The organism is Micromonospora mirobrigensis (genome assembly GCF_900091555.1).
Taxonomy (GTDB): domain Bacteria; phylum Actinomycetota; class Actinomycetes; order Mycobacteriales; family Micromonosporaceae; genus Micromonospora; species Micromonospora mirobrigensis.
Genome location: NZ_FMCX01000001.1, coordinates 205,930 through 220,208 on the forward strand (window position 1 = coordinate 205,930; position 14,279 = coordinate 220,208).

The 14,279-nt window shown below is 72.8% G+C and carries 13 protein-coding genes; 6 read left to right on the top strand and 7 right to left on the bottom strand.

Features of this window, described 5'->3' with window-relative positions; genetic code table 11:
• Positions 1-4 precede the first annotated feature (4 nt).
• Positions 5-1,588, bottom strand: a complete 1,584-nt coding sequence (cimA, locus tag GA0070564_RS00980; RefSeq protein ID WP_091601222.1) for a citramalate synthase — start codon at positions 1,586-1,588, stop codon at positions 5-7.
• A 384-nt stretch (positions 1,589-1,972) separates the two neighbouring features.
• On the opposite strand from cimA, the gene GA0070564_RS00985 reads away from it, so the two are divergent.
• From GA0070564_RS00985 to GA0070564_RS01000, 4 genes are all read left to right on the top strand, one after another.
• Positions 1,973-2,533, top strand: a complete 561-nt coding sequence (locus tag GA0070564_RS00985; RefSeq protein WP_091601224.1) for a peroxiredoxin — start codon at positions 1,973-1,975, stop codon at positions 2,531-2,533.
• 2 nt (positions 2,534-2,535) lie between these two features.
• Positions 2,536-3,066, top strand: a complete 531-nt coding sequence (ahpD, locus tag GA0070564_RS00990; RefSeq protein ID WP_091601226.1) for an alkylhydroperoxidase, AhpD family — start codon at positions 2,536-2,538, stop codon at positions 3,064-3,066.
• 160 nt (positions 3,067-3,226) lie between these two features.
• On the top strand, positions 3,227-3,691 hold the full coding sequence (locus GA0070564_RS00995; protein ID WP_245669775.1) for a PRC-barrel domain-containing protein: 465 nt from the start codon (positions 3,227-3,229) through the stop codon (positions 3,689-3,691).
• Positions 3,692-3,762: 71 nt separating this feature from the next.
• Complete coding sequence (locus GA0070564_RS01000; protein WP_091601228.1) at positions 3,763-4,512, top strand: tyrosine-protein phosphatase; 750 nt, start codon at positions 3,763-3,765, stop codon at positions 4,510-4,512.
• A 119-nt stretch (positions 4,513-4,631) separates the two neighbouring features.
• Here GA0070564_RS01000 and GA0070564_RS01005 read toward each other — a convergent pair whose 3' ends face one another.
• Entirely contained in the window at positions 4,632-5,729 is a 1,098-nt protein-coding gene (locus GA0070564_RS01005) for a branched-chain amino acid aminotransferase (protein WP_091601230.1), read from the bottom strand.
• A gap of 213 nt (positions 5,730-5,942) precedes the next feature.
• Positions 5,943-6,974, bottom strand: coding sequence for a 3-isopropylmalate dehydrogenase (locus GA0070564_RS01010; RefSeq protein WP_091601232.1), 1,032 nt, complete (start codon positions 6,972-6,974; stop codon positions 5,943-5,945).
• A gap of 219 nt (positions 6,975-7,193) precedes the next feature.
• Between GA0070564_RS01010 and GA0070564_RS01015 the strand changes: the two genes are divergently transcribed.
• Positions 7,194-8,069 carry an FAD:protein FMN transferase gene (locus GA0070564_RS01015; RefSeq protein WP_091601234.1) on the top strand — a complete coding sequence of 292 codons (876 nt, stop codon included), beginning with the start codon at positions 7,194-7,196 and terminating at the stop codon, positions 8,067-8,069.
• A 337-nt stretch (positions 8,070-8,406) separates the two neighbouring features.
• A complete protein-coding gene (locus GA0070564_RS01020) occupies positions 8,407-8,763 on the top strand; it encodes a hypothetical protein (protein WP_091601236.1) in 357 nt (118 codons plus the stop codon).
• 77 nt (positions 8,764-8,840) lie between these two features.
• On the opposite strand, the gene serA is transcribed toward GA0070564_RS01020, so the two are convergent.
• The 4 genes from serA to GA0070564_RS01040 form a co-directional block, all read right to left on the bottom strand.
• The gene (gene serA / locus GA0070564_RS01025; RefSeq protein ID WP_091601238.1) at positions 8,841-10,439 is read right to left on the bottom strand and encodes a phosphoglycerate dehydrogenase; all 1,599 of its coding nucleotides are present in this window, start codon (positions 10,437-10,439) and stop codon (positions 8,841-8,843) included.
• A 269-nt stretch (positions 10,440-10,708) separates the two neighbouring features.
• Positions 10,709-11,722 carry a ketol-acid reductoisomerase gene (gene ilvC / locus GA0070564_RS01030; RefSeq protein ID WP_091601240.1) on the bottom strand — a complete coding sequence of 338 codons (1,014 nt, stop codon included), beginning with the start codon at positions 11,720-11,722 and terminating at the stop codon, positions 10,709-10,711.
• Positions 11,723-11,807: 85 nt separating this feature from the next.
• Positions 11,808-12,323: an acetolactate synthase small subunit gene (ilvN, locus tag GA0070564_RS01035; protein WP_091601242.1), complete on the bottom strand. Its 516-nt coding sequence runs from the start codon at positions 12,321-12,323 to the stop codon at positions 11,808-11,810.
• Between the two features lie 2 nt (positions 12,324-12,325).
• The gene (locus tag GA0070564_RS01040; protein WP_091601244.1) at positions 12,326-14,206 is read right to left on the bottom strand and encodes an acetolactate synthase large subunit; all 1,881 of its coding nucleotides are present in this window, start codon (positions 14,204-14,206) and stop codon (positions 12,326-12,328) included.
• Positions 14,207-14,279: the final 73 nt, after the last annotated feature.

Genomic DNA, 14,279 nt, shown 5'->3' on the forward strand with positions numbered 1-14,279 from the left:
TTCCTTACACCCGGGTGCGGGCGAGGCCGTAGGTCAGGGCGTCGACCAGGGCGTGCCAGGAGGCCTCGACCACGTTCGGGTGCACCCCGACGGTGGTCCAGTCGTTGCCGGCACCGTCGACGGTCTCCACCAGCACCCGGGTCACCGCCCCGGTGCCGTGGCTGCCCTCCAGGATCCGCACCTTGTAGTCGGCCAGCTCGAAGCCGAGCAGCTCCGGGTAGTGCCGGGACAATCCGACCCGCAGCGCCTCGTCGAGGGCGTTGATCGGGCCGTTCCCCTCCGCGGTGGCGATCACCCGCTCGCCGCGTACCCGGATCTTGACGGTGGCCTCGGAGACCACCGCGCCGTCCTCCCGGTGCTCCACCTGCACCCGGTACGACTCCAGGGCGAACGGTCGGGGGGCCGCCCCGCCGGGCAGCTCGGAGCGGACCAGCAGCTCGAAGGAGGCGTCCGCGGCCTCGAAGGACCAGCCGTCCGCCTCCAGCTCCTTGACCCGGCCGGTCACCTTCGACAGCGCCTCCGGATGGCCGGCCAGGTCGAGGCCCAGCTCGCGGCTCTTCAGCTCGACGCTGGCCCGGCCGGCCATCTCGGTGACCAGGATCCGCATGTCGTTGCCCACCACCGACGGGTCGACGTGGTTGTAGAGCAGCGGGTCGACCTTGATCGCGCTCGCGTGCAGCCCCGCCTTGTGGGCGAAGGCGGCGGCCCCGGCGTACGCCTGGTGGGTGTCGGGGACGATGTTGGCGATCTCGGCGATGGCGTGCGAGACCCGCACCATCTGCTCCAGGCAACCGGCCGGTAGGACGGGGAGCCCGAGCTTGAGCTGGAGGTTGCCGACCACGGCGAAGATGTCGGCGTTGCCGGGGCGCTCGCCGTACCCGTTGGCGGTGCCCTGGACGTGCCGGACCCCGGCCTCGACGGCGGCGATGGTGTTGGCCACGGCGCAGGCGGTGTCGTTCTGGGCGTGCATGCCGAGCAGTTCCGGGGCGACGCCGGTCCGGGCGGTGAGGTCGGTGATGACGGCGGTGACCTGCGAGGGGAGCATGCCGCCGTTGGTGTCGCAGAGCACGAACCGTTCGGCGCCGGCGGCCAGGGCGGTCTCCACCACGGCGGCGCCGTAGGCGGGGTCGTGCCGGTGGCCGTCGAAGAAGTGCTCGCCGTCGACGAAGATCCGCCGGTCGTGGCGGACCAGGTGGGCCACCGTGTCGCGGATCATCGCCAGGTTCTCGGCCGGGGTGGTCCGCAGTGCCCGTTCGACGTGCCGCAGGTCGGCCTTGGCGACCAGGGTGACCACCGGGGTCTCGGCGTCGAGCAGGCCGCGCACCTGCGGGTCGGCGTCCACCGCGACGCCGGCCCGGCGGGTGGCCCCGAACGCGGCGAAGACCGCGTGGCGCAGGTCGAGCTCCTTGCGGGCCCGGCGGAAGAACTCGGTGTCCTTGGGTACCGCCCCGGGCCAGCCCCCCTCGATGAAGCCCACCCCGAACTCGTCGAGCAGCCGGGCGACGGCCAGCTTGTCGACCACGGAGTAGCTGAGCCCTTCGCGCTGCGCGCCGTCGCGCAGCGTGGTGTCGTACACCTGGAAGGTCATGGGGGTCCCTTCTGTCTTGCGTGCGGATCGGTCGGGGGCGGTGCGGAGCAAACAAAAAGACCTCCAGCGGATGCGGGAGGTCTACGCGCTCGGCGAGGGGGAGGATGCCGGCGCGTCAGGGGCTAATGATCAGTACGGTGCTGGTCACGATTCGTAGTCTGCCACCGCCCCGCCGGTTTTGGGAGAAGTAATCCACATTGCGGGATGGTCACTGAGGGTCGCCGTCGTCCCGGCTCCGGCCGGCCCGGTCCCGGCCCGCCCGCCGGTGATCGACTTCACAAGTGGTCCGGGAGCCGAGCAGGCACGAAGTGCCCTGCGGAAGTATCTGGAACCGATCCAGTTATCGGCCCAGAGCCGCTGACGAGCCACTGTCAAGGAGGACCTGTGCTCACCGTCGGTGACCGCTTCCCCGAGTACGAACTCACCGCCTGCGTGTCGCTCGACGCCGACAAGGCGTTCGAGACGATCAACCACAAGTCCCACGAGGGCCAGTGGCGGGTGGTCTTCTTCTGGCCGAAGGACTTCACCTTCATCTGCCCGACGGAGATCGCCGAGTTCGGCCGGCTCAACGGCGAGTTCGCCGACCGCGACGCCCAGGTGCTGGGCGTGTCGGTGGACAACGAGTTCGTCCACTACGCGTGGCGCAAGGACCACCCGGACCTGCGCGACCTGCCCTTCCCGATGATCAGCGACATCAAGCGCGAGCTGACCGAGGCGTGCGGCGTGCTCGGCTCCGACGGCGTCGCCCAGCGGGCCACCTTCATCGTCGACCCGAACAACGAGATCCAGTTCGCCATGGTCACCGCCGGTTCGGTCGGCCGCAACGTCTCCGAGGTGCTGCGGGTGCTCGACGCCCTCCAGACCGACGAGCTCTGCCCGTGCAACTGGAACTCCGGTGGGGCCACCCTGGACGCCACCCGGCTGCTCGCCGGCGCCGGGGCCTGATCATGGGTCTGGACGCGGTCAAGGCGGCGCTGCCCGAGTACGCCAAGGACATCAAGCTCAACCTCGGCTCGACCGTCGGCACCTCGACGCTCCGGCCGGAGCAGGGCTGGGGCACGGCGCTGGCCTGCGCCGTCGCCGCCCGCAACGGCGAGCTGCTGCGGGAGATCGCGGAGGAGGCGGCCGCCCACCTGACGCCGGAGGCGGTCGAGGCGGCCAAGGGCGCCGCCACCATCATGGCGATGAACAACGTCTACTACCGGGCCAAGCACCTGATCGGCGACGAGCAGTACGCCTCGATGCCGGCCCGGCTGCGGATGCAGATCATCGCCCGGCCCGGCGTGGACAAGGGCGACTTCGAGCTCTGGTGCCTCGCCGTCTCGGCGATCACCGGCTGCGGGGTGTGCCTGGAGTCGCACGAGAAGACGCTGCGCGCCACGGGCTTCACCCGTGAGCAGGTGCACGAGGCGCTGCGGATCGCGGCCGTCGTGCACGCTGCGGCGGTGGCCCTGGACGCCCGGGCCGCACTGGCCTGACCCGTAAGCCCGACGGGCCGGCAGCCGCGACCGCGGCGCCGGCCCGTCGTCGTTGCCGCGGGTACGGGTGTAGGAGGCGGCCGGGCCGGGTACCACTTATCCGGACACGACATGAGCTTTTCTCCCATAACGACTATGACAGTCGAGGCAGGAGTTACCCATGGACAGGCTCGACCCGCAGACCCCGAACACCATCCCCGCCTCCGCGGTCCACGGTGACCCGGCCGGCTACGCCACCGGCGCCACGGGCGGCGCGTTCGACCCGTGGCGCTACCGGGACGAGGCCGGCGTCGCCGGCGCGGACCTGGTCGGCTACAAGGTCGAGGCGACCGACGGCGGGATCGGCAAGATCGACCGGGCCAGCCATGACGTCGACGACAGCTACCTCGTCGTCGACACCGGCCCGTGGATCTTCGGCAAGAAGGTGATGCTCCCGGCCGGCACGGTCAACCGCGTCGACCACGACGACCGCAAGGTCTACGTGGACCGCGACAAGGACCAGATCAAGGCCGCCCCGGAGTACGACGAGACCAGCCACAGCGACCCGGCCTACCGGGACCGCCTCGGCGGCTACTACGGCGAGAACTACTCGGCCCTGCCGCCGGACGCGCCCGGCCGGGTCTGACACCCGTACCGCCCGCGCCCTGCGCGGCGGACCCGACGGCCGGTGGGAGGTTCTCCCACCGGCCGTCTACCGTGTCCGGGGTGGACGCCACCGAGGCAAACCGCCGCAGCCCCTTCACCACCGTGTTCAACTTCCGCGACGTCGGCGGGCCGACCGGCCTCGACGGCCGCACCGTCCGCTCCGGGCGGCTCTACCGTTCGGACTCCCCGCACCGGCTCGACGACACCGACCGGGCGGCCTTCGCCGCCCTCGGCATCCGCACCGTGATCGACCTGCGCCGGCCCCGCGAGGTCGAGCGGGACGGTCGGGTGCCCGAGCTGCCCGGCCTGACCTACCGGCACATCCACCCCGAGCACGACGACTGGGCGCGGATCCCGCACCCCGAGGAGCAGAGCGTCGCCCGCTGGCTCGCCGACCGGTACGCCGGACTCGCCCGGACCGGCACCGCCGGACTGGCCGAGGCGGTCGGGCTGATCGCCGACAGCGCCAACGCGCCGGTGGTGGTGCACTGCGTGGCCGGCAAGGACCGCACCGGCGTGGTGTGTGCGCTGACCCTGGCGGTGCTCGGCGTCGCCGACGACGACATCGCCGCCGACTACGCGCTGAGCACCGAGGCGTCCGCCCGGTTCAGCGCCTGGATCGCCGCCACCATGCCGGACGCGCCGGAGCTGCCCCGCCCGTTCCTGGCCTCCCCCGCCGAGGCGATGCGGCTCTTCCTCACCGAGCTGCGCACCGGGTACGGCTCGGCGAAGGGCTACCTGCGGCACGCCGGGGTGACCGACGCCCAGCTCGCCGCGCTCCGCGCCCACCTGCTCGACTGAGCGCCCGCACGATCCGCGCGGCCGGGCGGGCCCGGGCAGTGCCCGCGCGGCCCGGCGCGGAGGGTTGAGAAGGGGCCCCTGCCATACCGGATGCGTCGACAAGGGCCCCTCCCTACAGCTCAGAGCACCTGGCGGACCCAGCCGTGCCGGTCCTCGGCCTCACCGCGCTGGATCGCCACCAGCTGCTGGCGCAGCGCGTTGGTGGTCCGGCCCGGCTCGCCGCCGCCGACCAGGAACTCGCCGTCCGGGAACTTCACCCGACCGATCGGGGTGATCACCGCGGCCGTGCCGCAGGCGAAGACCTCGCGCAGCCGCCCGCTCGCGGCGTCCGCCTGCCAGTCGGCGAAGCTGACCGGTCGCTCCTGCGTCCGCAGCCCCGACTCGGCGGCCAGGGTGAGGATCGCGTCGCGGGTGATGCCCGGCAGGATGGTGCCGGTCAGCGGCGGCGTGACCAGGGTGTCGTCGTCGTAGACGAAGAAGACGTTCATCCCGCCGAGCTCGTCGACGAAGCGCCGCTCCACCGCGTCGAGGAAGACCACCTGGTCGCAGCCGGCCTCGATCGCCTCGGCCTGGGCCACCAGCGAGGTGGCGTAGTTGCCGCCGCACTTGGCCGCGCCGGTGCCGCCGGGCGCGGCGCGGGTGTAGTCCGGGGACACCCACACCGTGATCGGCTTGACCCCGCCGGTGAAGTACGCGCCGGCCGGCGAGGCGATCACGCAGTAGAGATACTCGTTGGCCGGGCGGACGCCGAGGAAGACCTCGCTGGCGAACATGAACGGCCGCAGGTAGAGGCTGGCGTCCGGCCCGTCCGGGATCCACTCACGGTCGATCTCCACCAGCTGGCGCAGCGACTCGACGAAGGTCTCGGCCGGCAACTCCGGCATGGCCATCCGCCCGGCGGAGGCGATGAACCGGGCCGCGTTCGCCTCGGGCCGGAACATGGTGACCGCGCCATCGGTCGTCCGGTACGCCTTGAGCCCCTCGAAGATCTCCTGCGCGTAGTGCAGGACGGCGGCGGCCGGGTCCATCGGGATCGGCGCGCGGGCCTCGACCCGGGCGTCGTACCAGCCCTTGCCCTCGGCGTAGCGGATGGTGACCATGTGGTCGGTGAAGACCCGACCGAAGCCCGGGTTGGCCAGCAGGGCGGCCCGGTCGGCTGCCGATACCGCCGCGGGATTCGGACGGATCTCGAAATCGAGCTTGTCACCACCGCTCATCGCACTGACCTCCCTGGGGACTCCAACGGCGTACGGGAGCGCACACCGCATCACTGGTGCCAGAAACTTACCCCCAACGGTCGTTCAGCCGATAGCGCCGTCCGCCCGCATCGAACGATTCCGATGCAGGTCAGGACGCCCGGCTGCGCAGGGGGTACGGGTGAGCCCGGGGACGGGTCCGGCGGGCCGGCCCGGGGCGGGAGAAGGGCCCGGTCAGGCCACCGCGTACCCGGCGAGGCGGTCGCCCACCTCGTCGGTGCGCAGGGGTACGCCCGGGGTCCGGCCGGCCAGCTCGGTGGCGACCGCGGCGGTGACCCGGGCGGCGGCCTGCGGATGGCCGAGCTGGTCGAGCAGGAGGGCCGCGGAGAGCACGGCGGCGACCGGGTCGGCCACTCCCCTGCCGGCGATGTCCGGCGCGGAGCCGTGCACCGGCTCGAACATCGACGGGTAGCGCCCCTCGGGGTTGATGCAGCCGCTGGCGGCCAGCCCGATGCCGCCGGTGACGGCGGCGGCGATGTCGGTGAGGATGTCGCCGAAGAGGTTGTCGGTGACCACCACGTCGTACCGCTGGGGCTGGGTGACCAGGAACATCGCGGCGGCGTCGACGTGCTGGTACTCGGTGGCCACGTCCGGGTGCTCGGCGGCGACCGCGGCGAAGGCGCGGGCCCAGAGCGAGCCGGCGTGGGTCAGCACGTTGGTCTTGTGCACGAGGGTGACCTTGCGGCGCTCCCGGGCGGCGGCCCGGGCGAAGGCGTCCCGGATCACCCGCTCGACGCCGTGCCGGGTGTTCAGGCTCTCCTCGGTGGCCACCTCGGCCGGGGTGTCCCGGTGCAGGCTGCCGCCGGCGCCCGCGTACAGCCCCTCGGTGCCCTCGCGGACCACCACCAGGTCCACCTCGCCGGGCTTGACGGCGGCCAGCGGGCCGGTCACCCCGGGCCAGAGCCGGGACGGGCGTAGGTTGACGTACTGGTCGAAGGCGAACCGCAGCTTGAGCAGCAGCCCGCGCTCCAGCACTCCGGGGGGCACCGTGGGGTCGCCGACGGCGCCGAGCAGGATGGCGTCGTGGCCGGCCAGCTCGTCCAGCACCGAGTCGGGCAGCACCTCGCCGGTCCGGTGGTAGCGCGCGGCGCCCAGGTCGTACTCCGTGGCCTCGACGCCGGGCAGCACCGCATCGATGACCTTGCGGGCCTGCGCGACCACCTCGGGTCCGATCCCGTCCCCGGCCACCACCGCGATCCGTGCCACCTGCCGCTCCTCACCTCGTCGGTCCCGGCCACCGTACGTCGCCGTCCCGCTTCCCGGTACGCATCTTCCATAATATGGAATACCAGGATGCACAGCCCTCTCCCAGCTGGCATTCATGATGTGGTCAACTCCGCTGCCTAGGGTCGGTGGGTACGGGTCACGGGGGCCCGGGACCGGATCCGCCGCGGCGTCGCGGCGCGACGGCGAGGAGCGGGTGCGATGCGGATGGACGAGCAACCACGGACGACCTGGATCGAGCGCCGTCCCACCGACCGCCCGGCGGCCCAGCCCGCGTACCGCAGCCGCCGCCCCGACCTGCGCCTCGGCACGTACAGCCACCGGGTCGACCGGGCCGCCACCGACACCGCCGACCGGCTCGCCGTCCGGTACACCGTGCGCACCACCACCGCCGAATACACCCTCGTGCTCAACGCGCCCGGCTGGTTCGGGCACAAGGGCCTCGGCGACGCGCTGCGCGACGCCGTCGCCGAACTGCGCGCCGTCGACCTGACGTACGGCCCCAGCCGGCCGGAGAGCCTCGTCTCCCGGCTGCGCCGGGGCGAGATCAGCCCCGAGTCGTACCCGCCGCTGGCCGACCTGGTGGACCGGTGCGCCGCGATGCGGGCCGCCACCGACGGCTGGTTCGACGCCTGGGCGGTGCCCGGCGGCTTCGACCCGGGCGGGCTGCTCGGCGGCTGGGCGGTGGAGCGGGCGGCGGCCCGGCTGCGCGCCGCCGGCGTCCACGACTACGCCGTGCTCACCGGCGCCGACCTGGTGGTACGCGGGCACGCCGCGCACGGCGGCCCGTGGCGGGTCGCGGTGCACCACCCGACCGACGGCCGACGCCCGCCGCTGGTGTTGGAGATGACCGCGGGCGCGGTCGGCACGTCCGGGGTGAGCGGCCGGCACGGGCACGTGGTGGACCCGCACACCGGCGAACCGGCCGACCAGCTGGCCGCCGCCACTGTGGTCGGACCCGACCTGGCCGTCGCCGACGCCTACGCTACCGCGCTCTACGCAGCCGGACGGGCGGGACTGTCCTGGTTCCGCGCCGGCTCCGACTACCGGGCCCTGCTCGCCGACCGTCGTCGCTGACCCGCGGCCCGCCCGGCGCTTCGCATCCCGGGCGGGGGGGGTCCGCGATCGGCCCCCACGGTCTCGGCAACGACCGTGGGGGCCGGCCAGCGACGAGTGCGCGTGGCTCGCGCAATCGAGGGGCGCGGGCCCGGGCGGCCGGACGTCAGGCCGCGTCACCCGAAGACGAGCCGGCGCCGATCCAGCCGGTGACCGCACCGGTACGCTAGCGAATCGACGCAACTCGACGCAAGAGTCTCCACAGCGGACCGTCCGGTCACCACCGTCGACAAATCGACCGACGACCTGCGGCGGGGCAGTTTCGACACCGGCCCCGGCGGATGGCACGCTGTCCGCCGTGAGTTTCGATCTGAGCGTGTGGGCCCTGCCCGACGGGGCCACCGGCGCGGACGTGCGCGCCGCCGTGCAGCGGTGCCGCGAGGGGCGGCACGGTGACCGCCATCCCGACCCGCGGGTCGTGGGCTTCTACCGGGCGATCACGGCGAGCTACCCCGACCGGCCCGCCGGGCCCGGCACCCCGTGGGAGGTCGCGCCGCTGCACGCGTCCGCCGACCACGTCGAGATGAACCTCGACCCGACCTGCGCCGACCAGGTGCTGCTCGACATCGAACGGCTGGCCGCGGAGCACGGGCTGATGCTCTTCGACGCCCAGGACGGCTCGGTCTACCCGCCGCCGGCCCGCGTCGGCCACTGACCCGCCACCCACCGACCGACCAGGACGACGAAGGGGGCCCGGCCTCCCGGCCGGGCCCCCGCACCGTCCTGACCGGACTACTCGTCGCGCAGGTCCGCGGCGCTGGCCGCGACCGCGCCGATCGACTCGGCGGCCGAGGTGAGCAGGTCGGCGCCGAGCGCCTGGTCGACGGTGAGGGTCATCAGCGTCTCGCCGCCGGCCTCCCGACGGGCCACCTGCATGGCCGCGATGTTGACGCCGGCCTCGCCGAGCAGGGTGCCGACGGTGCCGACCACGCCCGGCCGGTCGACGTAGCGCAGGAAGACCAGGATGCCCTCCGCGCCGATCTCCACGTCGAAGCCGTCCACCTCGGTCAGCTTGATGACGTCCCGGGTGCCGGCCTGGGTGACCGTGCCGGAGACGCTGACCGTCCGACCGTCGGGCAGCGCGCCCCGGACGGTGACCAGCAGCGGGTGGTCGACGGTCTCGGACTGGGCGTCCAGCGCCACCTCCACGCCCCGCTCGGCGGCCAGGTGCGGCGCGTTGACGTAGGTGACCTGCTCCTCCACCACCGAGCTGAACAGCCCCTTGGTGGCGGCGAGCTTCAGCACCGACACGTCGTGGTCGACGACCTGGCCGCGTACCTCCACGGTGACGCTGGCGGCGATCCCGCCCGCGACGGCCGTGAACGCCCGGCCCAGCTTCTCGGCCAGCGGCAACAGCGGGCGGACGTCCTCGGCGACCACGCCGCCGGCCTGCACGTTCACCGCGTCCGGCACGAACTCGCCCTGCAACGCCAGCTTCACGCTCTTGGCCACGGCCAGACCGGCCTTGTCCTGCGCCTCGGCGGTGGAGGCGCCCAGGTGCGGGGTGGCCACCACGTTGTCGAAGGCGAACAGCGGCGAGGAGGTGCACGGCTCCTTGGCGTACACGTCGACGCCGGCGCCGGCGACCCGGCCCTCGGCGATCGCGTCCGCGAGGGCCTGCTCGTCGACCAGGCCACCGCGGGCGGCGTTGACGATCCGGACGCCCGGCTTGACGATCGCCAGCTCCTTCTCGCCGATCAGGCCCACGGTCTCCGGGGTCTTGGGCAGGTGGATGGAGATGAAGTCGGCCTCCCGCAGCAGCTCCTCCAGCCCGACCAGGCGGACCCCGAGCTGCGCGGCCCGGGCCGGCTGGATGTACGGGTCGTACGCGATCAGCCGGGTGCCGAAGGCGGCGATCCGCTGGGCGAAGAGCACGCCGATGCGACCGAGACCCACCACGCCCACGGTCTTGCCCTGGAGCTCGACGCCGGTGTACTTGGACCGCTTCCACTCCCCCGCCTTCAGCGCGGCGCTGGCGGCGGCGGTGTTGCGGGCCACGGCCAGCAGCAGCGCGACGGCCTGCTCGGCCGCGGAGACGATGTTGGAGGTGGGAGCGTTGACGACCATGACGCCCCGCGCGGTGGCGGCCGGCACCTCGACGTTGTCCAGGCCGACGCCGGCCCGGGCGACCACCTTCAGGCGCGGCGCGGCGGCGATCGCCTCGGCGTCGATCTGGGTGGCACTGCGCACGATCACCGCGTCGGCCTCGGCGAGCGCTGCGAGCAGGGCCGGGCGGTCGGTGCCGTCGACGTGACGTACGTCGAAGTCGTGGGCGAGCACCTCGATGGCGGCGGGGGCGAGTTCTTCGGCGATCAGTACGACAGGATTCATCGGTCCTCGTAGACGTCGTATGCGGTCGGTCCGGTGCGTCGGGACGCCGCGATGCGCCCCTGCGCTGATCCGTGCCATGGCCGTCAGGTGCGGGCTGGGCACCTACCAGGGATGGTAGGTGGCGGTGCGGTCGGCGTGTCCCGTACCAGGGGGTGAGTGCCCTCACAGGCCTCGTGGGCGGGCAGGGCCCGGCCGCGGCCTGACAGGCAGGTCCGCTCCGCGGCCCGACGCCGGGGAGAGCGTCGGGTCGCGGAGCGTCCGCCGAGGCGTCAGGCGGTCTCGGTGATCGGCCGGTCCACCCAGCTCATCATGGCCCGCAGCTTCTGGCCGGTCTCCTCGATCGGGTGCGCCGCGCCCTCGGCCCGCCACTTGGCGAAGTTCGGGCGGCCGGCCTCGTCCTCGGCCACCCACTCGCGGGCGAACTCACCGGACTGGATCTCACCGAGGATCTTGCGCATCTTCTCCTTGACCCGCGAGTCGATGACCCGCGGGCCCCGGGACAGGTCGCCGTACTCGGCGGTGTCGGAGACGCTGTACCGCATCCGGGCGATGCCGCCCTCGTACATCAGGTCGACGATCAGCTTCAGCTCGTGCAGGCACTCGAAGTAGGCCACCTCGGGGGCGTAGCCGGCCTCGGTGAGCACCTCGAAACCGGTCTGCACCAGCGCCGCCGCGCCACCACAGAGCACCGCCTGCTCGCCGAAGAGGTCGGTCTCGGTCTCCTCGGTGAAGGTGGTCCGGATCGCGCCGGCCCGGGTGCCGCCGATGCCCTTGGCGTACGACAGGGCGAGCTGGAAGGCGGTGCCGCTGGCGTCCTGCTCCACGGCGACCAGGCAGGGCACGCCCTTGCCGTCGACGTACTGCCGGCGGACCAGGTGTCCGGGGCCCTTCGGGGCGACCATCGCCACGTCCACATCGGCCGGCGGGGTGATCAGGCCGTACCGGATGTTGAAGCCGTGGCCGAAGAAGAGCGCCTTGCCGGGGGCGAGGTTCGGGGCGATCGCCTCGGTGTAGAGCGCCCGCTGCGCGGTGTCCGGGGCGAGGATCATGATGACGTCGGCCTCGGCCGCCGCCTCGGCCGGGCTGAGCACCCGCAGGCCCTGCTCCTCGGCCTTCGGCCGGCTCTTCGAACCCGCCGGCAGGCCGATCACCACGTCGACGCCGGAGTCGCGCAGCGACAGCGCGTGGGCGTGACCCTGGCTGCCGTAGCCGATCACCGCGACCTTGCGCCCCTGGATCAGGCCCAGGTCGGCATCGTCGTCGTAGTACACCTCAACGCTCATGGACTTCCCTTTCGTACGGCGGTCCGGGCGGCCCGTCGTGGATCTGTGGGTGACGACGCGCGCGGGCGCCGTCGGGGTCGGGGTTTCAGGCGGCCCGCAGGGCCGGGCCGGCGGTGATCGAACGCGAGCCGCGCCCGATCGCCACCAGCCCCGACTGGACCATCTCCTTGATGCCGAACGCCTCGAGGTCGCGCAGCAGCGCGTCGAGCTTGTCCGGGGTGCCGGTGGCCTCGATGGTCAGCGTGTCCGGGGCGACGTCGACCACCCGGGCGCGGAACAGGTTCACCGTATCCAGCACCTGGCCGCGGACGGTGCGGTCCGCGCGGACCTTGACCAGCACCAGCTCCCGGGCCACCGAGACCTGCGGGTCCAGCTCGACGATCTTGAGTACGTTGACCAGCTTGTTGAGCTGCTTGGTGACCTGCTCCAACGGGGACGACTCCGCGTCGACCACGATGGTGATCCGGGAGACGTTCGGGTCCTCGGTCTCGCCCACGGCGAGGCTGCTGATGTTGAAGCCGCGGCGGGAGAAGAGCCCGGAGACCCGGGCCAGCACACCCGGCTTGTTCTCCACCAGCACGGAGAGCGTGTGCATCGTCATAGTTAGATGTCGTCCTCGTCGAAGGCCGGGCGCACGCCCCGGGCGAACTGGATCTCGTCGTTGCTGGTGCCGGCGGCCACCATCGGCCAGACCATGGCGTCCTTGCCGACCACGAAGTCGATCACCACGGGCGCGTCGGTGATCGCCATGGCCGCCTCGATCGTCTTGTCCACGTCCTCGGCGGTCTCGCAGCGCAGCCCCACGCAGCCCAGCGCCTCGGCCAGCTTGACGAAGTCCGGGATGCGGTGCTTGTGCGTGCCCAGCTCGGTGTTGGAGTAGCGCTCGTTGTAGAACAACGTCTGCCACTGCCGCACCATGCCGAGGTTGCCGTTGTCGATCACCGCGATCTTGACCGGGATGCCCTCCAGCGCGCAGGTCGCCAGCTCCTGATTGGTCATCTGGAAGCAGCCGTCGCCGTCGACCGCCCACACCACCGTGTCCGGCATGCCGACCTTGGCGCCCATCGCCGCCGGCACCGCGTAGCCCATCGTGCCCAGCCCGCCGGAGTTCAACCAGGTGTACGGCTTCTCGTACGAGATGAACTGGGAGGCCCACATCTGGTGCTGGCCCACCCCGGCCACGTAGATCGCGTCCGGGCCGACGATCTCGCCCAGCCGCTTGATGACGTACTGCGGGGAGAGGGTGCCGTCGGTCGGCTCGTCGTAGCCCAGCGGGTAGCGGCTGCGCAGGTCGTCGAGCTGGGTCCACCAGTCGGCCAGCTCGGCGCGGTGCCCGGCCGCCTGCTCGACGGTGACCGCGGCGATCAGCTCGTCGATCACGTGCCGGGCGTCGCCGACGATCGGCACGTCGGCGTGCCGGTTCTTGCCGATCTCGGCCGGGTCGATGTCGGCGTGCACCACCGTGGCGTCCGGGGCGAACGAGTCCAGCTTGCCGGTCACCCGGTCGTCGAAGCGGGCGCCGAGCGCCACGATCAGGTCGGCCTTCTGGAGGCCGTACACGGCGGAGACCGTGCCGTGCATGCCGGGCATGCCCAGGTGCTGCGGGTGCGAGTCGGGGAACGCACCGAGCGCCATCAGGGTGGTGACCACCGGGGCGCCGGTCAGCTCGGCCAGCCGGCGCAGCCCCTCGGTGGCCCGGGCCTTGAGCACCCCGCCGCCGACGTAGAGCACCGGGCGGCGGGCGCTGGTCAGCAGCCGGGCCGCCTCCCGGATCTGCTTGCCGTGCGGGTGCAGGGTGGGCCGGTAGCCGGGCAGGTCCAGGGTCGGCGGCCAGGCGAAGGTGGTCGGCGCCTGGAGCACGTCCTTGGGGATGTCGACCAGGACCGGGCCGGGCCGGCCGGTGGCGGCGAGGTGGAACGCCTCGGCCAGCACCTGCGGGATCTCCTCCGGGGTCTGGACCAGGAAGTTGTGCTTGGTGATCGGCAGGGTGATGCCCTGGATGTCCGCCTCCTGGAAGGCGTCCGTGCCGATCGAGGGACGCGCCACCTGGCCGGTGATCGCGACCATCGGCACCGAGTCCATGTACGCGTCGGCGATCGGCGTGACCAGGTTCGTCGCGCCCGGGCCGGAGGTGGCGATGCAGACGCCGACCTTGCCGGTGGCCTGCGCGTAGCCGGTGGCGGCGTGCCCGGCGCCCTGCTCGTGGCGGACCAGGATGTGCCGGACCGAGGAGTCGTAGAGCGGGTCGTACGCGGGCAGGATCGCGCCGCCGGGGATACCGAAGATCACGTCGACGCCGAGCGCCTCCAGCGAGCGGACCAGCGAGCCGGCGCCGGAGACCTGGACCGGCGCGGGCTGCCGTACCGCCGGCGGGGCCGGGACGGGGGCGGTACGCGGGGCCGGGGTGGGCTCGGCGTCGGGCTCGACGACGGCACGATTCCGGCGGGCGGAGTGGGCGAGGGTCTCGGGCGTGGGTCTCGTCATGGCGGTTCAGACCTTCGGCTGAAGTGATGTGGCTCTTCAAGGAGTGCAACGCGGGCGGTGCCCGCCCCGCCGG

What these genes read in the sequence shown, in the direction of transcription:
- cimA (WP_091601222.1), bottom strand. Translation starts at nt 1,588, where the DNA reads ATGACCTTCCAGGTGTACGACACCACGCTGCGCGACGGCGCGCAGCGC.
- ahpD (WP_091601226.1), top strand. Translation starts at nt 2,536, where the DNA reads ATGGGTCTGGACGCGGTCAAGGCGGCGCTGCCCGAGTACGCCAAGGAC.
- GA0070564_RS00995 (WP_245669775.1), top strand. Translation starts at nt 3,227, where the DNA reads ATGGACAGGCTCGACCCGCAGACCCCGAACACCATCCCCGCCTCCGCG.
- GA0070564_RS01005 (WP_091601230.1), bottom strand. Translation starts at nt 5,729, where the DNA reads ATGAGCGGTGGTGACAAGCTCGATTTCGAGATCCGTCCGAATCCCGCG.
- GA0070564_RS01015 (WP_091601234.1), top strand. Translation starts at nt 7,194, where the DNA reads ATGCGGATGGACGAGCAACCACGGACGACCTGGATCGAGCGCCGTCCC.
- serA (WP_091601238.1), bottom strand. Translation starts at nt 10,439, where the DNA reads ATGAATCCTGTCGTACTGATCGCCGAAGAACTCGCCCCCGCCGCCATC.
- ilvC (WP_091601240.1), bottom strand. Translation starts at nt 11,722, where the DNA reads ATGAGCGTTGAGGTGTACTACGACGACGATGCCGACCTGGGCCTGATC.
- ilvN (WP_091601242.1), bottom strand. Translation starts at nt 12,323, where the DNA reads ATGACGATGCACACGCTCTCCGTGCTGGTGGAGAACAAGCCGGGTGTG.
- GA0070564_RS01040 (WP_091601244.1), bottom strand. Translation starts at nt 14,206, where the DNA reads ATGACGAGACCCACGCCCGAGACCCTCGCCCACTCCGCCCGCCGGAAT.